This is a genomic window from Kitasatospora sp. NPDC059827 (genome assembly GCF_042731675.1).
Taxonomy (GTDB): domain Bacteria; phylum Actinomycetota; class Actinomycetes; order Streptomycetales; family Streptomycetaceae; genus Kitasatospora.
In genome coordinates, this window is sequence record NZ_JBHWIV010000017.1 from 49,701 (window position 1) to 73,293 (window position 23,593).

The window sequence follows — 23,593 nt, forward strand, 5'->3', positions numbered from 1 at the left end:
CGCGGCCCGGCGAGTAGACACTGTCTACGGCGGTCCGGTAGACAGTGTCCATGACCGAACAGGACCGCGACCTGCGCGCCCGGCTGGTGGCCGCCGGCATCGAGCTGGTGACCGAGGAGGGCGTCCACGCCCTCGGGCTGCGGGAGATCGCCCGCCGCGCCGGGGTCTCCCACGGAGCACCGCGCCGCTACTTCCCCACCCACCGAGAACTTCTCGCCGCCGTCGCACGACACGGCTTCGGCCGGCTCACCGACACCCTGGCCGGTGCCGACGCCCTCGCCGCCGGCACCGGGGCCGACCCCCGCGCCCGGATCGAGGCCCTCGCCCGCGGCTACCTCGGCTTCGCCGCGGCCAACCCCGGCATGTTCGAGCTGATGTTCCGCCACGACCTGCTGGAGGGCAGCGGCACCGAACTGCGCCGCTCCACCCTGCCGCTGTTCCGCACCCTCGTCGCCCTGGTCGGCGAACTCCACCCACAGGGCGAGGACCCGACCGCCACCACCGCCGCGCTCTGGGCCAACCTGCACGGCCTGGCCCAACTCCGCAGCTGGGGCAGCCTCGCCCTGGCCACCGGCAGCGACGGCCTCGAACCCGTGCTGCGCGCCACCCTGACCGCCCACCTCGGCCCGGCCGACCGGTGACCCCCCGTCACCGGGGGCTCGCCCTCGCCGCGAGCATCACCGGCGCCGTCCTGGTCGCCGTCGACGGCACCGTGCTCACCGTCGCGCAGCCCACCCTCCAGCGCGACCTGCACGCCTCCCTGGCCGCCGTCCAGTGGACCAGCAGCGGCTACCTCGTCACCGTCGCCGCGCTCCTCGTCTTCGCCGGGCGGCTCGGCGACCGGTACGGCCACCGGCGGCTCTTCGTGGCCGGGGTGGTCTGCTTCGCCGCCACCTCCGCCGCGATCGCCCTGGCACCCGGCATCGGCTGGGTGATCGCGCTGCGCGTCGCCCAGGGCCTCGCGGGCGCCCTGCTCCAGCCCGCCACCATCGGCATGCTGCGGGCCGTCTGGCCCGCCGACCTGCTACCCCGCGCGATCGCCGTGCGCACCGCCGCGCTCGGCCTCGCGGTCGCCGCCGGACCGCTGCTCGGCGGCGCGCTCACCACCCACTTCGGCTGGCGGGCGGTCTTCCTGCTCGGCCTGCTGCCCGCCGCCGCGGCGCTGGTCGCAGCCCTCGCCGTGCCCGCGGCCCGTACCGAGCCGACTGCCGGGGGCCTCGACCTGCCCGGCGCGGGCCTGCTGGCGCTCGCCCTGGTCTGCCTGGTGCACACCCTGGCCGTCCTGCCGACCGACGGCTGGTCGACGGGGACGGTCCTCGGCATCGCGACGGCCGGGCTCGCCGCCCTCGCCTTCGCCCGGCACGAGCGCCGGACCGCCTGCCCGCTGGTACCGCCCGCCCTGCTCCGCTCACCGGCCGTCGGGCCGGCGCTCGGTGTCCTGCTCGCGGCATCGGCGGCGGTGCTCGGCACGCTCTTCCCCGCGACCTACTTCCTCCAGGAGGTGCTCGGGCTGGACCCGCTGCACAACGCCCTGCGGGGGCTGCCGCTCGCCGTGGCGATGATCGTGGGCGCGCCCGCCTCGGCCTGGCTGGCGAGGCGTCACGGCGTGCGCGCCACCGTCTTCACGGGCATGGCACTGATCACCACCGGCACCCTGCTCACCTCCCGGCTCGGACCGGACTCGGGCGACACCGCGATCGGCTGCTGCTTCCTGCTGCTCGGCGGCGGCCTCGGCGCGGTGATGGCGACCGCGACCTCGGCCGTCGTCCGGGGTGCGGCCGACGCCGAGTCGGGAGTCGCCGGAGGGCTCCAGCAGACCGTGATGAACATCGGACCGGCCCTCGGCATCGCCCTCGCCACCACCGTCGCCGGCCGTGCCGCACCCGGCGCGGCGCTCACCCCGGTCGCCCTGGCGACGACCGGGGTGGCGGCGGCGGGCGCCCTGCTGGCGCTGCGGCTCCCCCGCCCGGCCGCGCGGCCCGTCCCGGCGCCGGTGCCCCTCAGACGCCCGTGACGCCGTCGATGCCCTCCCGGAGCAGGTCGGCGTGGCCGTTGTGGCGGGCGTACTCCTCGATCAGGTGCACCAGGACCCAGCGCAGCGAGACGGTGTCCGAGCCGACGATCCCGGCGATCCGCCGCTCCAGCGAGCCCGGCGTGTCCAGCGGCGCTCCCCCGGCCAGCTCGCGGCCGCGCTCGACCTCGGCCCGCCAGTTCGCCAGCGCCTCCGTCATCCCCCGGGCCTCGTCCAGGCCGTAGCCGTCCGGATTCTCCGGGCCGTACACCGGCGGCACCGTGCGGCTGGCGAACACCCGCTGGTACCAGGTGCGTTCGACCTCGGTGAGGTGCTGCACCAGGCCGAGCAGCGTCAGCGTCGACGGCGGCACCGAGGCCAGCCGCACCTGCCGGTCGTCGAGCCCGGAGACCTTCTGCACCAGGGTGGCCCGCTGGAACTCCAGCCAGCCCTCCAGCGTGGCGCGTTCGTCGGCGTGCGGCGGCGGGAAGGCCCGCCCGTCAGGCATGAGTGTCATGGCCGCCACTGTGCCACCCACCACTGACAGCGGCCCCCGGCGCGGCCGAGCACGCCGGGGGTCGGTCGGGGGCGTGGCCCGGGGTCAGGCCCGGGTCAGTCCCGGGTCAGGCCTGGCCGGTCGTGGAGACCACCACCACCTTGGCCACCGTGCCGTCCTCGTCCACCGAGTCCCGCAGGTGGCGGAAGCCCAGCTTCTCGCACATCGCCAGGCTCGGCGTGTTCTCGGCGCCCACCAGGCCGTAGACCTCCTTGAGCCCCAACTCCTCGGCGGCGTAACGGATCAGGCCGCGGACCACCTCGGTGCCCAGGCCGCGGCCCCAGAAGCCGGGGGCGAGGGCGGCGACCAGCTCGTGACCGTCGACGTTCCCGGTCCGCTTCACCTCCGCGTGGCCCGCGTAGGCGCCGTCCACCCACAGGCCCCAGACGTCGAAGAGCCGCTGGGGGTACACATCGCTCAGGATCGCGCGGAACAGCGTGCGCAGCTGCGGTTCGGGCACCAGGTCCTGGCCCATCCAGCGGCAGACCTCCGCGTCGCGGAGCAGGGCGACGAAGGCGTCCTCGTCCTCGGGCCGGTAGGGGACGAACTCCAGGCGTTCGGTGTGCAGCACGGGGGTCACGACGGACTCCTCTTCCTCGTGGTGGGACGGTCGGGTCAGGCCTCGGCGTTCTCCATGCGCTCGCGCAGGCTGCGCGGGCGCATGTCGGTCCACACCTCGTCGACGTAGGCGGAGCACTCGGCCTCGGTGCCCTCCCGGCCGACCGGCTGCCAGCCGGCCGGGACGTCGAGGTCGACCGGCCAGAGCGAGTACTGCTCCTCGTCGTTGCGCAGCACCTGGAAGCGGGTGTTCTCGTCCATGTCGTTCCTGCCTCTTCTCGTTCTCGTGGGGTGGTGCCGGTCAGCGGCCCGGCCGGCCGTGCCGGGCGTGCCGGGCGATGTGGCGCAGCGCCTCGGCGAACTCCTCGGCGGCCCGGCGCACTTCGGCCGGGTCGTGGACGGCGGGGCGGTGGTGCCAGGTGAAGGCGAGCCGGCCCCGCTGGGCGGCGCCGACCACCTCCAGCGGGTGGGAGCCGGGGTCGCGGGGGTCGTGGTCCTGGCCGCAGGAGCCGAGCTCGGCGCGGACCAGGCCCCCGCCCCCGGCCTCGGGGCGGGCGTCCCACTGGCCGAGGTAGTTGAAGACCACCTGGCCGTGGGCGGCGGCGGCGAGGCGTTCGCGGACCTCGGGCGGGCCGAAGGCGCGCAGGGCGCCGAAGCCGAGCCCGTTGCCGGGTACGGCGCGCAGTTGCCGGCGGACGGCCTTGACCAGGGCGCGCCAGTCGCGGTCGGGGCCGAGCTGTTCGGGCGCGGGGACGTCGAGGCCGACCGGGTGGACGGTGGTGAACCAGCCGACCGTACGGGACAGGTCGACGCCGTCGAGCAGGTCCTCCCGGCCGTGGCCCTCCAGGTCGAGGCGGATCCGCGGCTGTCCGGTCCAGCGGGCCAGGGCGAGCGCGAGGGCGGCGAGCAGCACGTCGTTGACCCGGGTGCGGTAGGCGGCGGGGGCGGCGCGCAGCAGGGCCTCGGTGTCCGCCTCGTCGAGTTCCACCGTGACGGCCGCGGTCCCGGCGCCCGTGCCGGCGCCCGCGCCGGAACCGGGGGCGTCGGCGGGGCGCGCGGGCGGTTCGGCGCGGCCCGTCACCGCCTGTTCCCAGTAGGGCAGTTCGTGGTCGAGGCCGCCCTCGGCGACGTGGGCGGCGAGCCGCCGGGCCCAGTCCCGGAAGGAGGTGCCGCGCTCCCCCAGGTCGATCGGGCCGCCCGCGCGGGCCTGGTGGTAGGCGCTCTCCAGGTCGTCGCGCAGCACCCGCCAGGAGACGGCGTCGATCACCAGGTGGTGGGCGACCAGCAGGAGCAGCGGCGGACGGTCCGGTTCGCCGGTGAAGGTGAACAGGGCGGCGCGCAGCAGCGGGCCGCGGGCCAGGTCGAAGCCGCCGTGCAGCTCGTCGGCGGCCTTGGCGAGGGCGGCGTCGGCGGACTCGGGCGACTGGCCGGTCAGGTCGTGGTGGACCAGGAGGTCCTCGGTGCGGGCGGGCGGCGGGTTGAACTGGTGCCAGCCGGACGCGTCGTGGGTGAAGCGCATCCGCAGCGCGTCGTGGTGCTCCAGCAGCGCGTTCAGGGCGGTGTCCAGGGCCGCGCGCAGGGCGGGGTGGTCCGGGTCGGGGCCGAGTTCGAGCAGCGCGGACTGGTTGAAGTGGTGGTGGGCGGCGCGCGGGGTGGTGAGGAACCACGCCTGGATCGGGGTGAGCGGCACGGCGCCGGTGACCGGTCCGTCGTCGGCGCGGTCGGGGGCGGCGCGCACCACGGTGGCGAGTTCGGCGACGGTCTGGTGGGTGAAGAGGTCGCGGGTGGCCAGGTGCAGGCCGTCCCGGCGCAGTCGGGAGACCACCTGCATGCTGAGGATGGAGTCGCCGCCGAGCAGGAAGAAGTTGTCGTCGGCGCCGACCCGTTCGACGCCGAGGACGTCGGCCCAGATCCGGGCGATCCGGCGTTCGGTGTCGTTCTGCGGGGGGCGGTGCGGTCCGGCCGCGGCCCGCACCGGTCCGGGGTCGGGCAGGGCCCGGCGGTCGGTCTTGCCGTTGGGGGTGAGCGGCAGCCGCTCCAGCGGGACGAACACGGCGGGGACGAGGTGCGGGGGCAGTGACTCGGCGAGCTGGGCGCGCAGTTCGAGGGCGGTGCCGGCCGGGTCGGCTTCCCCGCAGGGGTCGGTGGGCACCACGTACGCGACCAGTCGGCCGCCGCCGGGGGCGTCGGTGCGGACGGTGACGACGGCGTCGCGCACCAGCGGGCTGCGGCGCAGCGCGCTCTCGATCTCGCCCGGTTCGATCCGGAAGCCGCGCAGCTTGATCTGGTCGTCGGCGCGGCCGCAGTAGCGCAGCCGCCCGTCGGCGTCGCGGCGGGCGAGGTCCCCGGTGCGGTACATCCGCTCGCCGGGGGCGCCGTACGGGTCGGGCAGGAAGCGCCGGGCGGTGAGGCCGGGGCGGCCGAGGTAGCCGCGGGCCAGGCCGGGGCCGGCCAGGTGGAGTTCGCCGGTCACGCCGGGCGGGACGGGGCGCAGGGCGGCGTCGAGCAGGTAGGCGCGGGTGGCGCCGCTGGGGTGGCCGATGGCGGGGGCGGTGCCGGTGCCGGGGGTGAGCGGGCCGGTCCAGGTGGCGACCACGGTGGCCTCGGTGGGGCCGTAGGAGTTGACCATGCGGCGGCCGGGGGCCCAGGTGTCGACCAGGTCTGCGGGGCAGGCCTCGGCGCCGACCACCAGGGTGCGCAGCTCGGGCAGCGCGTCGGCGGTGCCGGGTTCGAGGGTGGCCAGGGCCGCCGGGGGGATCAGGGCGTGGCTGATCCGGCGTCCGGCCAGGGCCTCGGCGAGGCGTTCGCCGACCAGTGGGCCCTCCTCGCCGGTGACCAGGGCGGCGCCGCTGAGCAGGGAGATGCACAGTTCCAGCACGGAGGCGTCGAAGCTGGGCGAGGCGAACTGGAGCACCCGGTCGCCGGGGCCGACGGCGTACTGCCGGGCGGCGGCGGCCGCGAAGGAGGCGAGTCCGGCGTGGGTGACCACGACGCCCTTGGGGGTGCCGGTGGAGCCGGAGGTGTAGACGACGTACGCCGGGTGGCCGGGGGTGAGGGGGGTGGTGCGGTCGGCGTCGGTGGGGGCGGTGTCGGGGCCGTCGGCGGCCCACACCCGGGCGGGGTCGTCGATCAGGACGGTGGCGCCCGCGTCGCGGACCATGAACTCCCGCCGGGCGGCCGGGTAGGCGGGGTCGACCGGGAGGAAGGCGCCGCCGGCCTTGGCGACGGCGAGTTGGGCGACCACGGCGGCCGCCGAGCGGGGCAGGGCGAGGGCGACCAGCCCTTCCGGGCCGATGCCGTCGCGGATCAGCTGCCGGGCCAGGCGGTTGGCCGCCCGGTCGAGTTCGGCGTAGCCGATCACCCGGTCGCCGTCGAGCAGGGCGGGGGCGTCGGGGGTGCGGGCCGCCTGCCGTTCGAACAGCTGGGGCAGGGTCGCCTCCGGCACCGGGGGGAAGTCGCCGGTGGCCAGGGCGAGTTCGGCGGCGAGCCGGTCGGGGCCGGCCAGCGGCAGGGAGCCGAGGGCGCACTGCGGGTCGGCGGTGACGGCGGTCAGCAGGGTGGCCAGCTGCTCGGCCATCCGCTCGGCGGTGGCGGGCTCGAACAGGTCCGTGTTGTAGGTGAGTTGACCGTGCAGCGCACCGTCGTCGGCGTGGGCGAACTCCAGCACCAGGTCGAAGGCCGTGCCGGTGGCCTCGGTCTCGACGTCGGTCACCGCCAGGCCCGGCAGGTCGAGTTCGGCCGTGGGGGTGTTCTGCAGCACGACCAGTACCTGGAAGAGCGGGCTGCGGCTGGTGTCGCGCACCGGCTGCACCTCGTCGACGACCCGCTCGAAGGGCACGTCCTGGTGGGCGAAGGCGTCCCGGACGGTCTGCCGGACCTCGGCGAGGAAGGCGGTGAAGGGCTGCCGGGGTTCGATCCGGGAGCGCAGCACCAGGGTGTTGACGAAGAAGCCGATCAGCCGCTGGGTGCCGGGGTGCTCGCGGCCGGCGGTGACGGTGCCGACGGCGATGTCCCGGTCGCCGCCGAGCCGGGCCAGGTAGGCCTGGGCGGCGGCGACCAGGGTGGTGAACAGGGTGGTGTCGCCGCCGCGGGCGACCCGGGCGAGCCCGCGGGCGGTGTCGGCGGGCAGGTCGATCCGGACGCTGCCCCCGGAGCTGGTGCGGACCGTCGGCCGGGGCCGGTCGAGCGGCAGCCGGACGGGGTCCAGGTCGGCCAACTGGCCCTTCCAGTAGGCGAGCTGGTCGGTGGCGTCGTTGGCGCGCTGCCAGTGGGCGTGGTCGGCGTACTGCACCGGCAGCGGGGCGAGCGGCGGGTGGGCCGGGTCGAGGGCGGCGCGGTAGAGGTGGGCCAGGTCGGTGAGCAGGACGGCGTTGGACCAGCCGTCGGTGACGATGTGGTGCAGGGTCAGGGCGAGTACGTGCTCGTCGTCGGCGAGCCGGACCAGCGCGGGGCGCAGCAGCGGGCCCCGGCGCAGGTCGAAGGGGCGGGCGCGTTCGGCGGCGAGCAGGGCGCGCAGGGCCTCCTCCCTTCCTGCGGGCGGCAGTTGGGCGAGGTCGTGGCGGGGCAGCGGCACCGGCTGCGGCGGGTGGACGAGTTGGACGCCGTGGCCGTCGACGCCGTCGAAGGTGGTGCGCAGCGACTCGTGCCGGGCGGCCAGGGCGGTCAGCGCCGCGCCGAGGGCGTCGAGGTCCAGCGGGCCGCGCAGCCGCAGGGCGAGGGCGGTCACGTACTCGGCGCCGCCGGGTGCGAACTCCTCCAGGAACCAGAGGCGTTGCTGGGCGTAGGACATCGGCGCCGCGCCGTCCCGGGCGACCGGGACCAGGGGCGCCACGGGGGCGGCGGGGACGGCGGGCGGTCGGCCCGGGCCGGACCGCCCGGTGAGCAGTGCGGCGAGACCGGCCGGGGTCGGGTGGTCGAACACCGCGCGGGGCGTCAGTGCGGTGCCGAAAGCCTCGGCGAGGCGGCCGGCGAGCCGGATGCTGAGGATGGAGTCGCCGCCGAGCGCGAAGAAGCCCTCCGTCACCCCGGGCGGGTGGATGCCCAGCACCTCGCCGAAGACCTCGGCGGTGCGGCGTTCGGCCTCGGTGCGCGGCTCGGTGCGCGGCTCGGTCCGGTCGGCGGCTCCGGTGGTGTGCCGCTGCTCCGGTGCGGGGAGCGCGGCGCGGTCGACCTTGCCGTTGCGGCTGAGCGGGAGGGCGGCGAGCGGGACGAAGGCGGCGGGCACCAGGTAGTCGGGCAGGGTGCGGGCGGCGAAGTCCCGCAGGCCCTCGGGGTCGGCCGCGCCGACGGTGTAGGCGACCAGCCGCCGGGCGCCGGGCCCGTCGGTGCGGGCGACCACGGCCACGTCGGTGACCCCGGGGTGGGCGGCGAGGGCGGCCTCCACCTCGGCGGGCTCGACCCGGAAGCCGCGGATCTTGACCTGGTCGTCGGCCCGGCCGAGGAACTCGACGGTGCCGTCGGGGCGGCGCCGGGCCACGTCCCCGGTGCGGTACATCCGGGTGCCTGGCGGGCCGTACGGGTCGGCGAGGAAGCGGGCGGCGGTCGCGCCGGGGCGGCCGAGGTAGCCGCGGGCCACGCCCTCGCCGGCGAGGTACAGCTCGCCCGCGCAGCCGGGCGGGACGGGCCGCAGCCGGCCGTCCAGGACGTGCAGGCGCCGGTCGTCCAGCGGGCGGCCGATCGGCAGGGTGTCGGGCACGGCGGCGGGGTCGGCGAGTTCGTGGGCGGTGGCGAAGGTGGTGGTCTCGGTGGGGCCGTAGCCGTCCACCACGGTCAGCCCGGGGCAGGCGGCGAGCACCCGGCGTACGGCCGCGGCGGGCACCACGTCGCCGCCGGTCCACAGCGTGCGCAGACCGGCGAAGCAGTCCGGGGCGTCCTGGGCGAGCAGCCGGAACAGTCCGGCGGTGAGCCACAGCGCGGTCGGGCCCTGCGGTCCGGCGAGGCGGCGCAGCAGCGCGGCGTCCACCGGCCCGGCGGGGGCGACGAGCACGCAGCCGCCGGTCAGCAGCGGGGCCCAGACCTCGAAGGTGGCGGCGTCGAAGGCCACCGGGGAGTGCAGCAGCACCCGGGCGCAGCGGCCGTCGGCGAAGCGGCCGTCGGTGCCGAGCGAGGCCACGTCGCGGTGCCGGACGGCGACGGCCTTGGGCTCGCCGGTGGATCCGGAGGTGTACATCACGTAGGCCAGCCGGTCGGGGTCGGCGGGCGGCAGGGCCGTGCCGGTGGCCTCGGTGCCGGTGGCCTCGGTGCGGGCGGCGTCGGTGCGGGCGGCGGCGACCAGGTCGGCGGTGAGCCGCCGGGTGGCACCGGCCCGGGCGAGCAGGGTGCGACGGCGTTCCTCGGGGGCCCGGAGGTCGACGGGCAGGTAGGCGCCGCCCGCCTTGAGGACGGCCAGTTGGGCGACGACCAGTGCGGTCGAGCGCTCCAGCTCCAGCGCGACCCGCTCCTCGGGGGCCAGCCCCTCGGTGAGCAGTCGGCCGGCGAGCCGGTCGGACCACTCGTCGAGCTGCCGGTACGTCAGCCGGTGTTCGCCCTCGCGCACGGCGGGGGCGTCGGGGGTGCGCCGGACGTGCCCGGCGAGGACGGTCAGCGGGCTGCGGGGTACGGCCGGGCGGGCGGTGGCCTGCCAGTCGGCCAGCAGGACGCGGTCGGCCGGGGTGAGCGGCTCCAGCGTGTCGAGGTCGCGGCCGTCGGTGAGGGCCTCGGTGAGGGCGGTGAGCAGCAGGGCGAGCCGGTCGGCGGCGTCCTCGGCGGTCCGGTGGTCGAACAGCGCGGGGTCGTACCCGAGGTCGAGGCCGAGGCGCTCGCCCAGGTGGGCGCGCAGGCACCAGGGGAAGGTGGTGGCGTCGTCGGCGCGCACCTCGACCACCCGGACCCCGGTGCGGGCTTCGGCGGACTCGTCCACGGGGTAGTTCTCGAAGACCAGCATGCTGTCGAACAGCGGCTCCCCGGCAGGCAGTTCGCCGAGTGCCTGGATCCGGGTCAGGGACAGGTGGTCGTGGGCGCGGGCCTCGCTCTGGCGCGCCTGGAGCTCCCGCAGCCAGGGCAGCACCCCGCCGGGGGCGAGCCGGACCCGGGTGGGGACGGTGTTGATGAACAGGCCGATCATCGCCTCCACGCCGGGCAGTTCGGCGGGGCGTCCGGACACGGTGGTGCCGAAGACGACGTCCTCGCCGCCGCCGTGCCGGGCCAGCAGCAGGCCCCAGGCGCCCTCCAGCACGGTGTTGACGGTCAGCCCGGCAGCCGCCGCCCGTTCGCGCAGCCGCCGGGTGAGCGCCTCGTCCAGCTCGCGGTGGACGGCGGCGGTGGAGCGGGCCCGGTGGGCCTGCGCCGGGCGGCGGTCGTACGGGAGCGGGGTGCGGGCGGTGAAGCCGTCCAGGGCGGCGCTCCAGTGCGCCTCGGCGGCGGGCCGGTCGCGTTCGGCCAGCCAGCCCAGGAAGTCCGCGAAAGGGCGGCGGACCGGGCGCGGGGCCTGGGGACCGCCGGTGAGCGCGGCGTACTCCTCGCAGACCTCGGTGAGCAGCTGGCCGGTGCTCCAGCCGTCCAGGACCAGGTGGTGGGTGGACCACAGCAGCAGCAGCTCGTCACCGGGCAGGGCGGCCAGGGTGAGCCGGGTGAGCGGCGCGGTGGTCAGCTCCATCGGGGTGGCCCGCTCCTCGGCCAGCAGCCGTTCGGTCACCGCGGCCAGCTGTCCGGGGTCGGCCGGGTCGAAGCCGAGGTCGAGGTGCCGTACGGGCAACTCGGCGTGCCGCGCGACCAGTTGGACGGGGTGCGGCAGCCCGCGCCAGTGCACGGCGGAGCGCAGCGCCGGGGTGCGGTCGGCGACCTGCTGCCAGGCGGCGGCGAAGGCCTGCGGGTCGGCGACCCCGGCGAGGCGCACCGCGATCCGGTCGACGTAGGCGTCGCCGGTGCCGTCAGGGTCGTCGGTGGCATCGGTGCCGTCGGTGGCATCGGTGCCGCCGGTGCCGTCGCTGTCGACCAGGCCGTGGAAGAGCATGCCGGACTGCAGCGGGGTCAGCGGCAGCACGTCCTCGACCGCGCGGCCGTCGCCGACCAGGCGGTCCAACTGGTCCTGGTCCAGGCCGGCCAGCGGGAAGTCGGACGGGGTGCGCCCGCCGGCGCCGGGCCGGGCGCAGTGCTCGGCCAGTTCACGCAGGGCGGTGCGCATCTCCTCGGCGAGGCCGCGGACGGTGGCCTCGCCGTAGATCTCCGCGGGGTAGGTCCAGGCCAGTTCGAGGCGGCCGTCCTGGACCGCTCCGGTGACCTCCAGCAGGTAGGGGCGCGGCTCGTCCGGGTCGGTGTCGCGCCCGGCCGGGGGCAGTTGGCCACGGACCAGGCCGTCGGCGCCGGGGCCGCCGCCGGATTCGGCGCTGCCGGGGTCGAAGCGGCCGTGGTAGTTGAAGCCGACCTGCGGGGCGGCGCCGCCGGTCAGCGGGCCGTCCGGGTGGAGGTAGCGCAGCGCGCCGTGGCTGAGGCCGCGCAGCGGGACGGCGCGCAGCTGCTCCTTGACGGCCCGCAGGGTGTGGTGCCAGTCGGCGGCCGGGTCGACGCGCAGGGCGAGCGGGAACTCGGCGGTGAACCAGCCGACCGTGCGGGAGAGGTCGAGGTCGTCGAAGAGGTCCTCGCGGCCGTGCCCCTCGACGCCGATCAGCACCTCGTCCCGGCCGCACCAGCGGGCCAGGGTGCGGCCCAGGGCGCTGAGCAGCACGTCGTTGACCTGGGTGCGGTAGGCGGCGGGCGCCTCGCGCAGCAGGGCCGCGGTGGTGGCCCGGTCCAGGGTCACGGCGAGGGTGGCGGCGCCGGCCTGGGTGTTGGCGCCGGGGCGGCCGGCGGGGAGCCCGGCCGGGGCGGCGCCGGTACGGGTCCAGTACGCGGCGTCGGCGTCCAGGGCGCCCGCGCGGGTGTGCCGCTCCAGCCGGGCGGCCCACCGGCCGTGGGTGGTGCCCTCCGGCGGGAGCTCGACCGGGGCGCCGGTGCGGGCGGCGTGGTGGGCGGTTTCCAGGTCGGCGAGCAGGATCCGCCAGGAGACCCCGTCGACGGCCAGGTGGTGGACGGTGAGGACGAGTTGGCCGGGCTGCCGATCGCCGCGGTCGAAGAACAGGGCGCGCAGGGTGCGGCCCTCGACGGGGTCGAGCGAGCGCTGGGCGGCGTCGGTGGCGCGCTGGACCTCGGCCTCCAGGGCGGCGGGGTCGAGGCCGACGGCCGGGTGGTGGGTGAACAGGCCGCCGGGCGGCTGCTCGGCCACCTCCTGGCGCCAGCCGTCCGGGCCGGGGCGGAAGCGGGTGCGCAGCGCCGGGTGGTGCCGGACCAGGGCGTGGACGGCTGCGCGCAGGGCCGTCGGGTCGGTGCCGGGGGCGAGTTCCAGGCGCTGGGTCATGGTGAAGCGCAGCGGCTCGCCGGGGCGGCGGGCGTCCAGGTACCAGCGCTGGATCGGGGTGAGCGGCGCCTCGGCGGGCTCCGGCTCGTCAACCTGACGCTCCGTCAGGTCACCGGTGAACAGGGCAAGTTCGGCCACGCTCTGGTGCCGGAAGACGTCCTTGGTGGTCAGCCCCAGTCCGGCGGCCCTGGCCCGGGAGACGATCTGGATGCTCAGGATGGAGTCGCCGCCGAGCGCGAAGAAGTTGTCCCGGGCGCCGACCCGTTCGACGCCGAGCACCTGGGCCCAGATCTCGGCAAGCTGCTGCTCGGTGCCGGGCGCCGGGGCGACGTACGGGGTGGAGCGGTCGGGCTGGGCGGGCGGTGCGGGCAGGGCGCGGCGGTCGGTCTTGCCGCTGACGGTGCGCGGGATCCGGGCCAGCGGGACGAAGGCGGCGGGCACCAGGTGGTCGGGCAGGGTGCGGCGCAGCCAGGCCCGCAGCTCGTCGGCGGGCGGTACCCGGTCGGCGGCCGGGACGGGGTAGCCGACCAGTACGGTGCGCCCGGCGTGCTCGCGGGCGGCGACCGCGCAGTCGGCGAGGTCGGGGTGGGCCAGCAGGGCGGCCTCCACCTCGCCGGGTTCGATCCGGAAGCCGCGGATCTTGACCTGTTCGTCGGCGCGGCCGAGGAACTCCAGCTGGCCGCGGGCGTCCCGGCGGGCCAGGTCGCCGGTGCGGTACATCCGGGAGCCGGGCGGGCCGTACGGGTCGGCGAGGAAGCGGGCGGCGGTCAGGCCGGGCCGGTTCAGGTAGCCGCGGGCGACCTGGGCGCCGGCCAGGTAGAGCTCCCCCGGCATGCCGGGCGGCACCGGGCGCAGGGCGCCGTCCAGTACGTGGGCGCTCAGGCCCCGGCCGGGGCGGCCGATGACGGGGCGCTCGGGGTGGTCGGCGCAGCGGGCCCAGGTGGCGTCGACGGTGCACTCGGTGGGCCCGTACACGTTGTAGGCGGTGACGCCGAAGTCGGCGTGGGCGGCGGCGAGTTGCCGCCAGGTGGCGGCGGGGACGGCCTCGCCGCCGACCAGCAGCAGCCGGGGGTGGTGGCGGCCGGGGGCGAGCAGCCCGGCGGCGGTGAGTTCGCGCAGGAAGGACGGGGTGACGTTGACCAGGTCGAGGCGGCGGTCGGCGACCAGCGCGCAGAAGGCCTGTGGGTCCAGCCGGACGTCCTCGTCGATCAGGTGGATCTCCTGGCCGAGGGCGAGCAGCAGCGGGCCCTCCCAGCTGGTGTCGAAGGAGAAGGAGGCGCTGAGCGCGACCCGCAGCTGCTCGCCGTCGGCGGTGTGCGGGTCGACCAGGCCGAGCCGGTGGTCCCGGCAGAGGTTGACCAGCTGGCGGTGTTCGACGGCGACGCCCTTGGGGCGGCCGGTGGAGCCGGAGGTGAAGACCACGTACGCCGTGCCGGCCGGGTGCAGCGGCGAAATCCGGTCGGCGTCGGTCAGGTCGGCGTCGGTCAGGTCGTGGTCGGGCAGGGCCTGCCAGGCCGTGTCGCGCAGGGTCCGTTCGGTCAGCACGGCCCGCGGCCGGGCGTCGTCGAGCAGCAGGGCGGCGCGCTCCTCGGGCAGCTCCGGGTCGACGAAGAGCACCGCGGCGCCGGTCTTGAGCACGGCGAACAGGGCGACCACCAGCTCGGAGGTGCGCGGCAGCCGGACCGCGACCAGCTGCTCGGGGTCGGCGCCGAGGGCGACCAGGTGGCGGGCCAGCCGGTTGGCCCGGGCGTTGAGCGCGGCGAAGTCGAGGGTGGCGTCCCGGGCGACCAGGGCGGTGGCGTGCGGGGTGCGGGCGGCCTGGGCCTCGAACAGGGCGGTGAAGGTGGTGTCGGGCGCCTGCGGCAGCGGTTCGCCGCGCCCCTGCCGCAGGGTGCGCTCGCGCTCCTGGGCGGTCATCAGCGGCAGGTCGCCGACGGGGGTGTCCGGGCCGTCGGCGACGGCCGTCAGCAGCACGGTCAGCCGCTCGGCCAGCAGTTCGGCGGTGTGGGCGTCGAACAGCCCGGTGCTGTACTCCAGGTGGCCGGTGAGGCCGCCGTCGCGTTCGACGAAGTCGAAGGAGAGGTCGAAGCCGGCGGTGCGCACCGGCGGGGTCAGCGGCTCCGCCGTCAGCCCGGGCAGCCGGGGCGCCTCGGCGCCGAGGTTGTGCAGGGCCACCATGACCTGGAACAGCGGGGTGCGGCTGGTGTCCCGCTCCGGCTGGAGGGCGTCCACCAGCCGTTCGAAGGGCACCTCCTGGTGGGCCAGGGCGTCGAGCAGGGTGCCCCGGGCCCGGGCCAGCAGCGCCCGGAACGGCTCCTCCGGGCGGACGCTGCCGCGCAGCACCAGGGTGTTGACGAACATGCCGACCACGTCGTGGAGTTCGCCCTGCTCCCGGCCGGAGGTGACGGTGCCGACGGCGAAGTCCCGCTGCCCGGACCAGCGGGCCAGCAGCACCTGGCAGGCCGCCAGCAGCACGGTGTACAGGGTGCCGTCGGCCTCCCGGCCGCGCTCGCGCAGCCGCCCGGTCAGTTCGGCGGGCAGGGTGAAGGTGACCAGCGCGCCCTCGGTGCCGCGGACGGCCGGACGCGGCCGGTCGGTGGGCAGCTCCAGCGGCGGCAGCTCGGCCAGGGCCTCCCGCCAGTGGTCGAGCTCCGCCTCGGCGCGGTCGCCGCGGCCGCGCTGCCAGGCGGCGAAGTCGACGTAGCGGACGGGCAGTTCGGGCAGTTCGGGGCGGCGGCCGGTGAGCGCGGCGGCGTACAGCTCGGCGAGGTCGCGGCCGAGCACGCCGATCGACCAGCCGTCGGTGACGATGTGGTGCACCGCCAGGACGAGCACGTGCTCCTCCGCCGCCGTCCGGGCCAGCCGGGCGCGCAGCAGCGGGCCGGCGGCCAGGTCGAAGGGGGTGGCGGCGATCCGCTCCAGCAGCGCGTCCAGGGCCGCCGGGTCGAGGTCCTCGCAGGGCAGCTCGACGGGGTACGGCGGGTGGACCACCTGCCGGGCCACGCCGTCCCGTTCGGCGAAGGTGGTGCGCAGCGCCGGGTGCCGGGCGACCAGGGCGTCCAGGGCCGTGCCCAGCGCGCCCCGGTCGAGCGTGCCGCGCAGCCGCAGCGCGGACAGCGTGGTCCAGTCGGTGCCGCCCGGTTGGAAGCGGTCGAGGAACCAGAGCCGCTGCTGGGCGTACGACAGCGGCGGTTCGGCGGCGTCGGCGTCCGCGAGGACCGGGATGACAGCCGGGATGACCGCCGGGCCGGCTCCGGCAGGCCGCGCTCCCCCGCCGCCGGCGAGGGCCTCGGCGAGCCGGGCCAACACCGGGTGGTCGAACAGCACCCGGGGGGACAGATCCGCCCGCCCGAAGGCCTCGCGCAGCCGGGCGGTGGCCCGGACGGCGAGGATGGAGTCGCCGCCGAGCGCGAAGAAGTCGTCCTCGGCGGCGACCTCGCCGGTGTCCAGCACGGCCGCCCAGGCCCGCGCCACCAGCTGCTCGGCCGGGGTGCGCGGTGCGGTGCGGTCCCGGCCGGCCGTGCCCGGGTAGCCGTCCGGGCCGGGGGCGGGCAGCGCGCGCCGGTCGAGCTTGCCGTTGGGGGTGAGCGGCAGCGCCGCCATCGGGACGTAGCCGGCGGGCACCAGGTAGGCGGGCAGCAGCCGCTCCAGGTGGGCGCGCAGGTCGGCGGCGGACGGCGGCTCGGTCGCGCCCTCCCCGGCGACGACGTGGGCGACCAGCCGGCGGGTGCCGGCGGCGTCCTGGTGCACGCCCACGGCGGCCTGGCCGACGCCGGGGTGGGTGAGCAGGGCGGCCTCGACCTCGCCGGGTTCGATCCGGAAGCCGCGGATCTTGACCTGCTGGTCGGACCGGCCCAGGTAGTGCAGGGTGCTGCCGTCGGCCGAGCGGCGGGCCCGGTCGCCGGTGCGGTACATCCGGGTGCCGGGGGCGCCGAAGGGGTCGGCGAGGAAGCGGGTGGCGGTCAGCCCGGGCCGGTCGAGGTAGCCGCGGGCCAGGCCCTCCCCCGCCACGTACAGCTCACCGACCGCGCCCGGGGGGACGGGTGCGAGGTCGGCGTCCAGCAGGTACAGCCGCAGGTCGGCCAGGCCGTCACCGAGCGGGGCCGGGCCGCCCGCGGCGGCGGTGGCGGCGTCCAGCGGGGCGTGGGTGACGTGCACGGTGGTCTCGGTGATGCCGTACATGTTGACCAGGCGCGGGGCGTCCTGGGGGTGGCGGGCGTACCAGTCGGCGAGCCGGGTGACGTCCAGCGCCTCGCCGCCGAAGACGACCGTGCGCAGCGCCAAGCGCCGGGAGAGTTCGGGGTGTTCGGCGTCGGCCCGGATCAGCGGCAGGAACGCGGACGGGGTCTGGTTGAGCACGGTGACGCCCTCGTCGGCGAGCAGCCGCAGGAACGCCTCCGGGTCGCGGGCGGTGTCCGCGGGCACCACGACCAGTCGGCCGCCGTGCAGCAGCGGGCCCCAGAGCTCCCAGACCGAGAAGTCGAAGGTGTAGGAGTGGAACAGCGTCCAGACGTCCTGCGGGCCGAAGCCGAGGAGTTCCCGGGTGTGGTCGAACAGCCGGACCACGTTGGCGTGCGGCACCACGACGCCCTTGGGGCGGCCGGTGGAGCCGGAGGTGTAGATGGCGTAGGCGGGGTTGTCGGGCAGCGGGCGGTGGCGGGGGCCGAGCGGGGCGGCCGGGCGGCGCTCCAGGTCGGCGCGTACGGCCGGGTCGGCCAGCGCCAGGACGGGAACGTCCGCGTCGGTACGGTCGAGCGTCACCAGGGCCACCGGGGCGGCGTCGCCGAGCAGTTCGGCGCGGCGTTCGGCGGGCAGGTCCGGGTCGAGCGGCAGGTAGGCCGCGCCGGCCTTGAGCACGGCGAGCACGGCCACCACCAGTTCGGCCGTCCGCGGCAGCGCGAGGGCGACGAACCGCTCGGGCCCGGCGCCGAGTTCGGCCAGCCGGTGGGCCAACCGGGAGGCCCGGGCGTCCAGTTCGGCGTAGTCGAGATGCTCGGCGCCGTGGCTGACGGCCCGGGCGTGCGGGGTGCGGGCGGCCTGGGCCTCGAAGCGGTCCACCAGGGTGCGCCGGGGCCGGGCCGGGAGGGTGACCGGCCCGGTCGTCCGGCGGCGCTCCTCGGGCGTGGTCCAGGCGAGTTCGCGCAGCGGCCGGTCCAGGCCGTCGGCCAGCCCGGCGAGCAGCAGGCAGAGCCGCCCGGCGAGGGCGCGGACGGTGTCGGCGTCGAACAGCTCCGGGTCGTACCCGAGGTCGAGGCCGAGCCGCTCCCCCTGGTGGGCGCGCAGCACCAGCGGGAAGTTGGTGGCGTCCCGGGAGGAGACCTCCGCCAGCCGCACCCCGGTGCCGGCCGCGCGGGCGTCGTCGAAGGGGTAGTTCTCGAAGGCGACGATGCTGTCGAACAGCGCGCCGCCGGGGGGCAGGTCGCTGTACCCGGTGAGTTCGGCGAGCGAGACGGCGGCGTGCCGCCGGGCCTCGGCCTGGGCCTCCTGGAGGGCGCGCAGCCAGTCGGCGGCGGCGCGCCCGCTCTCCACCCGGACCCGGGTGGGCAGGGTGTTGATGAACAGGCCGATCATCGACTCCACGCCGGGCAGGTCCTCGGGGCGGCCGGAGACCGTGGTGCCGAACAGCACCTCCGGCTCGCCGGCGTACCGGGCCAGCAGCAGCGCCCAGGCGCCCTGCACCACGGTGCCGAGGGTGAGCCCGGCCCGGCGGGCCGTGTCGGCGAGCCGCCCGGAGACCTCCTCGGACAGGGCCGCGCGGTGGCTCTGCGCCGAGCGGGCCCGGTGGGCCTCGCGCCGGGCCCGGTCGACGGGCAGCGGGGTGGCACCGGCGAAGCCCGCCAGCACGCCGCGCCAGTGGGACCGGGCGGCGGCGGCGTCCTGGGCCGCCAGCCAGCGGACGTAGTCGCCGAAGGGGCGGCGCACCACGGGGGCGGGGGCGGTGCCGGTGGTGACGGCGGCGTACTCCTCGAACACCTCGGTGAGCACCTGGGCGAGGCTCCAGCCGTCCAGGATCAGGTGGTGGGAGGTCCAGAGCAGCTGCAGCCGGGCCTCCGGCAGCCGGACCAGGGTGAGCCTGGTCAGCGGGGCGGTGGCGATGTCCAGGCCCAGGGCGAGGTCCTCGGCGCGCAGCCGCTCCAGGCGTTCGGCCCGCTGCGCCGGGTCCAGGGCCCGCAGGTCGTGCACCGTGACGGGCAGCCGGACGCCGCGGCGCACCAGCTGGAGCGGGGCGGGGACGCCCTCCCAGACCACCGAGGTGCGCAGGGCGGGCGTGCGGTCGGTGACCCGCTGCCAGGCCAGGGCGAAGGCCTGCGGGTCGGTGACGCCCTCCAGCAGCAGGGCGGCCTGGTCGAGGTAGACGTCGTCGGGGCCGCCGACCAGGCGGTGGAAGAGCATGCCCTCCTGGAGCGGGGTGAGCGGCAGCAGGTCCTCGACGTCCCGGCCGTCGCCGACGGTCCGGTCCAGGGCGGCCTGGTCCAGCCCGGCGAGCGGGAAGTCGGAGGGGGTGCGGCCGCCCGCGCCGGGGCGGGCGCAGTGCTCGACGACGGCGGTCAGCGCGGCGGCGGTGGCCTCGGCGAGGGCGCGGACGGTGGCGCTCGCGTGCACCTGGTCGCTGTAGTGCCAGGTGAGTTCCAGCTCGCCGTCGGCGACCACGGCGGAGACGTCCAGCAGGTGGTCCAGCGGCTCCCCGGGGGCGAGCTCCCGGCCGGGCGCCGGGCCGGCCGGGGCGAAGTCGCCGCCGGCGGGCGAGGTCCACTGGCCGTGGTAGTTGAAGCAGACCTGCGGCAGCGGGACGTCCCGCAGGGCGCGGGCCGCCGGGTCGTCCCGGCGCAGCCTGGCCAGGGCCTCGAAGCTCAGGCCCCGGTGCGGGAGGGAGCGCAGCCGCTCCTTGACCCGCTTGAGGGTGGCGCCCCAGTCGGGGGCGTCGGCCGTCCCGGCGGGGGCGAGGGTGACGGGGTACCGGGTGGTGAACCAGCCGACCGTACGGCTGAGGTCGAGGCCGTCGAACAGGTCCTCGCGGCCGTGGCCCTCCAGGGCGACGGTGACCTCCGCCTGGCCGGTCCAGTCGGCGAGGGCCCGGCCGAGGGCGCTCAGCAGCACGTCGTTGACCTGGGTGCGGTAGACCTCGGGGACGCTGCGCAGCAGGGCCGCGGTGGTGGCGGCGTCCAGTCGGGTGCGCAGGGTGCGGACGGAGCCGGCGGTCGGGGTGCCGGGGTGGTCGACGGGCAGCGGGCGGGCCGGCTGTCCGGCCTGGTCCGTCCAGTACGGGAGGGCCGGGTCGAGCGCGCCCGAGCGGACGTGTTCGGCGAGCCGGTGGGCCCAGTCGGTGAACGGGACCGGCTCGGGCTCCAGCTCGAGCGTGGCACCGGACTCGGCCTGCCGGTAGGCCCGTTCGAGGTCGGCGAGCAGCACCCGCCAGGAGACGCTGTCCACGGCCAGGTGGTGGGCGGTCAGCAGGAGTTGGGGCCGGGCGCCGTCGTCGGCCGGAGGGAACAGCACGGCGCGCAGCAGGGTGCCGGTGGCCGGGTCGAGGCGGGCGCGGGCGGCGTCGGCGGCCTCGGCCCGGTCGCCGGCCGGGTCGGCCGTGCCGAGCAGTGCGGCGTCTGGCGGGGTGTCCACGGGCTGTTGCCGTCGGCCGTCGGGGCCGTCGGTGAAGCGGGTACGCAGCGCCGGGTGGGCGGCGACCAGGGCCCGCAGGGCGGCTTCCAGGGCGGGGCGGTCGAGCCGGTGCGGCAGGTCGAGCAGCAGCGACATGGTGAAGTGCCGCAGCGGGCCGTGGTCGGCGAGGAACCAGTCCTGCACCGGGGTGAGCGGGGCGGGTCCGTCCGGACGGCGCGGCGCGGGCCGCTCCGGGGTGGCGGCGGCCGGGCGGGCGGCGGCGGCCAGGCAGGCGGCGGCCAGGTCGGCGACGCTCTGGTGGCGGAAGACGTCCTGGGAGCCGATCAGCAGCCCGGCCGCGCGGGCCCGGGAGACGGCCTGGATGCTCAGGATGGAGTCGCCGCCGAGTTCGAAGAAGTTGTCGGTGACGCCGACCCGGGGCAGGCCGAGCACCTCGGCCCAGATCGCCGCCAGGGTCTGCTCCTCGGGGGTCCGCGGGGCGACGAACTCCCTTTCCGTGCGGTCGATTTCGGGGGCGGGAAGGGCCCGGCGGTCCAGCTTGCCGCTGGTGCTGAGCGGCAGCGCGTCCAGGGCGGTGTAGGAGGAGGGCACCAGGTGGTCGGGCAGGGTGCGGCGCAGCGCCGCCCGCAGGTCGGCGGCGGTCCGGGCGGCGCCGTCGGCGAACACCAGGTAGGCGGCCAGCCGGGCGTGGCCGTGCCGGTCGGGTACGGCGGCGACGGCGGCCGCGGCGACCCCGGGCAGGTCCAGCAGGGCCGCCTCGACCTCGCCGGGCTCGATCCGGTGGCCGCGCACCTTGACCTGGTCGTCGGCGCGCCCCAGGTACTCCAGTCGTCCGTCGGCCGTCCAGCGGGCCAGGTCGCCGGTGCGGTACATCCGGGTGCCGGGCGGCCCGTACGGGTCGGCGGTGAACCGGGCGGCGGTCAGTCCGGGGCGGCCGGCGTAGCCGCGGGCGAGCTGCTCGCCGGCCAGGTGGAGCTGGCCGCCGACCCCGGGCGGCACCGGCCGGAGCCGGTCGTCCAGGACGTACGCCCGCAGGTTGGGCAGCGGACGGCCGATCAGCGGACGGTCCTCGGCGGCGATCCGGCAGGCCAGCGCGTCGACGGTGCACTCGGTGGGGCCGTAGTAGTTGTACGCGGCGACGTCCGGGTGCGCGGCGAGTTCGCGCCAGAGCCGGGGCTCGACGGCCTCGCCGCCGAGCATCAGCACCCGGGGGCGGTGCCGGGGGTCGTCGAGCAGCCCGGCGGGCAGCAGTTGGCGCAGGTAGGAGGGGGTGAGGTCGAGGAAGTCGATGCGGTGGCGGACCACGTACTCGACCAGCGCGGCCGGGTCCGTCCGGGTGGTCTCGTCGACCAGGTGCAGCGGGTGGCCGTCGGCCAGCAGCAGCACGCCCTCCAGGGAGGTGTCGAAGGAGAACGAGGCGGTCAGCGCGACCCGCAGCGGGCCGCCGCCGGCCTCGGCGACGAATCCGGCCCGGTGGGCGGCGAGCAGGTTGGCCAGCGCGCGGTGCGGGACGGCGACGCCCTTGGGGCGGCCGGTGGAGCCGGAGGTGTACAGCACGTAGGCGGTGTTGGCGGGGTCGAGCGGGGCGGTGCGGTCGGCGTCGCGGGGGTCGGTGGCGGGGCCGTCGGCGGGCAGCGCGCGCAGCGCCGCCTCGTCCAGGACGAGGGCCGGGCGGGCGTCCGCGAGCAGGAACGCGACGCGTTCGGCGGGCAGCGCGCGGTCCAACGGCAGGTAGCCGGCGCCGGTCTTCCAGACGGCCAGGATCGCGGTGATCATGTCGGCGGTGCGCGGCAGGTGCAGCGCGACCAGCTGTTCGGGGCCGATGCCGCGGGCGATCAGCTGGTGGGCGAGCCGGTTGGCGCGGGTGTTGAGCTCCGCGTAGCCGAGTTCCTCGCCCCCGGCGACCAGGGCCGGGGCGTCGGGGGTCAGGGCGGCCCGGCGCGCCAGCAGGTCGGGGTGGGTGGCGGGTTCGACGGGCAGCCCGGTGCCGCTCCAGTCGTGGACGAGCTGCCGGGTCTGCGCCGGGGAGAGCAGCGGCAGGGTGCCGAGCGGGCGGTCCGGTTCGGCGGCGGCGCCGGTCAGCAGGCGGAGCAGCTGGTCGGCGGTGCGGCGGGCGGTGGCCGGGTCGATGAGGTCGGCGCGGTACTCCAGCAGGCCGGTGAGCGCCTCGCCGTCGGGGACGAACTCCACGCTGAGGTCGAAGGTGGCGGCCTGCCGGGGCACGTCCACCGGGGTGATCGCGGTGCCGGCCGGGGCGGTGGCCGCGGGCGGTGCGGGGTGCAGCAGCACCAGGACGTCGAACAGCGGGTTGCGGCCGGCCTCGCGGGGCGCGGCCACCGCCTCGACCACCCGCTCGAAGGGTGTGTCGCCGTGCGCGAGGGCGTCGTTGCCGGTCCCGGTGGCGGCGGTCAGCAGGTCGTGGAAGGAGCCGGCCGGGTCGACCCGGGTGCGCAGCACGACCGTGTTGACGAAGCAGCCGACGGCCCGCTCCAGTTCGGTGCGGGTGCGCCCGGGCGTCAGCGAGCCGACGGTGACGTCCGCCTGCCCGGACCAGCGGGCCAGCAGCGCCTGGACGCCGGCCGTCAGGGCGGTGTTCAGGGTGCCCTGCCGCTCGGCGGCGAGCTCGCGCAGCCGGGCGGTGAGCGCGGCGGGGACGGTGAAGGGGTGGACGGCGCCGGGGCCGGCCTCCTCGCCGCGCCGGGGGTGGTCCAGCGGCAGTTCGGGGGGCACCGCTCCGGTCAGGCGTTCCTTCCAGTGGGCCAGCTGTCTGTCCGCCCGGGGCCCGGTGTGCTGCTCGCGCTGCCAGGCCGCGTAGTCCGGGTACTGGACGGCGACGGGCGGCAGCTGCGGGGCCTCGCCGCGGGCCAGCGCCGCGTAGCCGGTGCACAGTTCGTCCAGCACCACGCCCATCGACCAGCCGTCGGTGACGATGTGGTGGGCGGTCAGCTGGAGCACGTGGGAGTGCGCGGACTCGCGCAGCAGCAGGGCGCGCAGCAGCGGGCCGTGCCGCAGGTCGAACGGGCGGGAGTACTCGGCGAGCAGCAGGGCGTCGAGGTCGGCGCCGTCGACCTCGTGGACCGGCAGCGGCACCGGCCCGGCCGGCCGTACGGTCGGCACCGGGCGGCCGTCGACCTCCTCGAAGACGGTCCGCAGCGCCTCGTGCCGGGCGACCACGGCGGCGAGCGCCCCGCTGAGCGCCGTGGCGTCCAGCGGCCCGGTGAACCGGACGGCGAGCGCGCTGTTGTAGCGCGGGTCGCCGGGCCGCAGCCGGTCCAGGAACCAGAGCCGCTGCTGGACGGAGGACGGCGGCAGCGGCCGGTCGCGGTCGGCGCGCGGGATGCCCGCCGGGGCGGCGGCGGACTTCCCGGCCAGCCGGAGCCGGAGCGCTTCCCGCAGGTCGGCGGGGAGGGCGGCCGCGCGGTCCCGCCGTGCGGGCCCCGGGGGTGTCGAAGGCGTCGAAGGCGTCATGGTCGTCGGATCC

6 protein-coding genes are annotated in these 23,593 nt (G+C 77.1%); 2 read left to right on the forward strand and 4 right to left on the reverse strand.

Features of this window, described 5'->3' with window-relative positions:
* Positions 1-50: 50 nt before the first annotated feature.
* Positions 51-641 carry a TetR/AcrR family transcriptional regulator gene (locus ACFV8H_RS13860; protein ID WP_380399387.1) on the forward strand — a complete coding sequence of 197 codons (591 nt, stop codon included), beginning with the start codon at positions 51-53 and terminating at the stop codon, positions 639-641.
* Complete coding sequence (locus tag ACFV8H_RS13865) at positions 638-2,014, forward strand: MFS transporter (RefSeq protein ID WP_380399389.1); 1,377 nt, start codon at positions 638-640, stop codon at positions 2,012-2,014. Before ACFV8H_RS13860 ends, ACFV8H_RS13865 begins: the two co-directional genes overlap by 4 nt.
* Here the strand turns inward: ACFV8H_RS13865 and ACFV8H_RS13870 are convergent.
* From ACFV8H_RS13870 to ACFV8H_RS13885, 4 genes are all read right to left on the reverse strand, one after another.
* Complete coding sequence (locus ACFV8H_RS13870; RefSeq protein WP_380399391.1) at positions 2,001-2,528, reverse strand: DinB family protein; 528 nt, start codon at positions 2,526-2,528, stop codon at positions 2,001-2,003. The two genes, ACFV8H_RS13865 and ACFV8H_RS13870, sit on opposite strands and share 14 nt — an antisense overlap.
* A gap of 106 nt (positions 2,529-2,634) precedes the next feature.
* Complete coding sequence (locus ACFV8H_RS13875; protein WP_380399392.1) at positions 2,635-3,147, reverse strand: GNAT family N-acetyltransferase; 513 nt, start codon at positions 3,145-3,147, stop codon at positions 2,635-2,637.
* A gap of 35 nt (positions 3,148-3,182) precedes the next feature.
* On the reverse strand, positions 3,183-3,386 hold the full coding sequence (locus tag ACFV8H_RS13880; protein ID WP_375897473.1) for an MbtH family protein: 204 nt from the start codon (positions 3,384-3,386) through the stop codon (positions 3,183-3,185).
* Between the two features lie 40 nt (positions 3,387-3,426).
* Positions 3,427-23,580: a non-ribosomal peptide synthase/polyketide synthase gene (locus ACFV8H_RS13885; RefSeq protein WP_380399394.1), complete on the reverse strand. Its 20,154-nt coding sequence runs from the start codon at positions 23,578-23,580 to the stop codon at positions 3,427-3,429.
* Between the last annotated feature and the right edge of the window lie 13 nt (positions 23,581-23,593).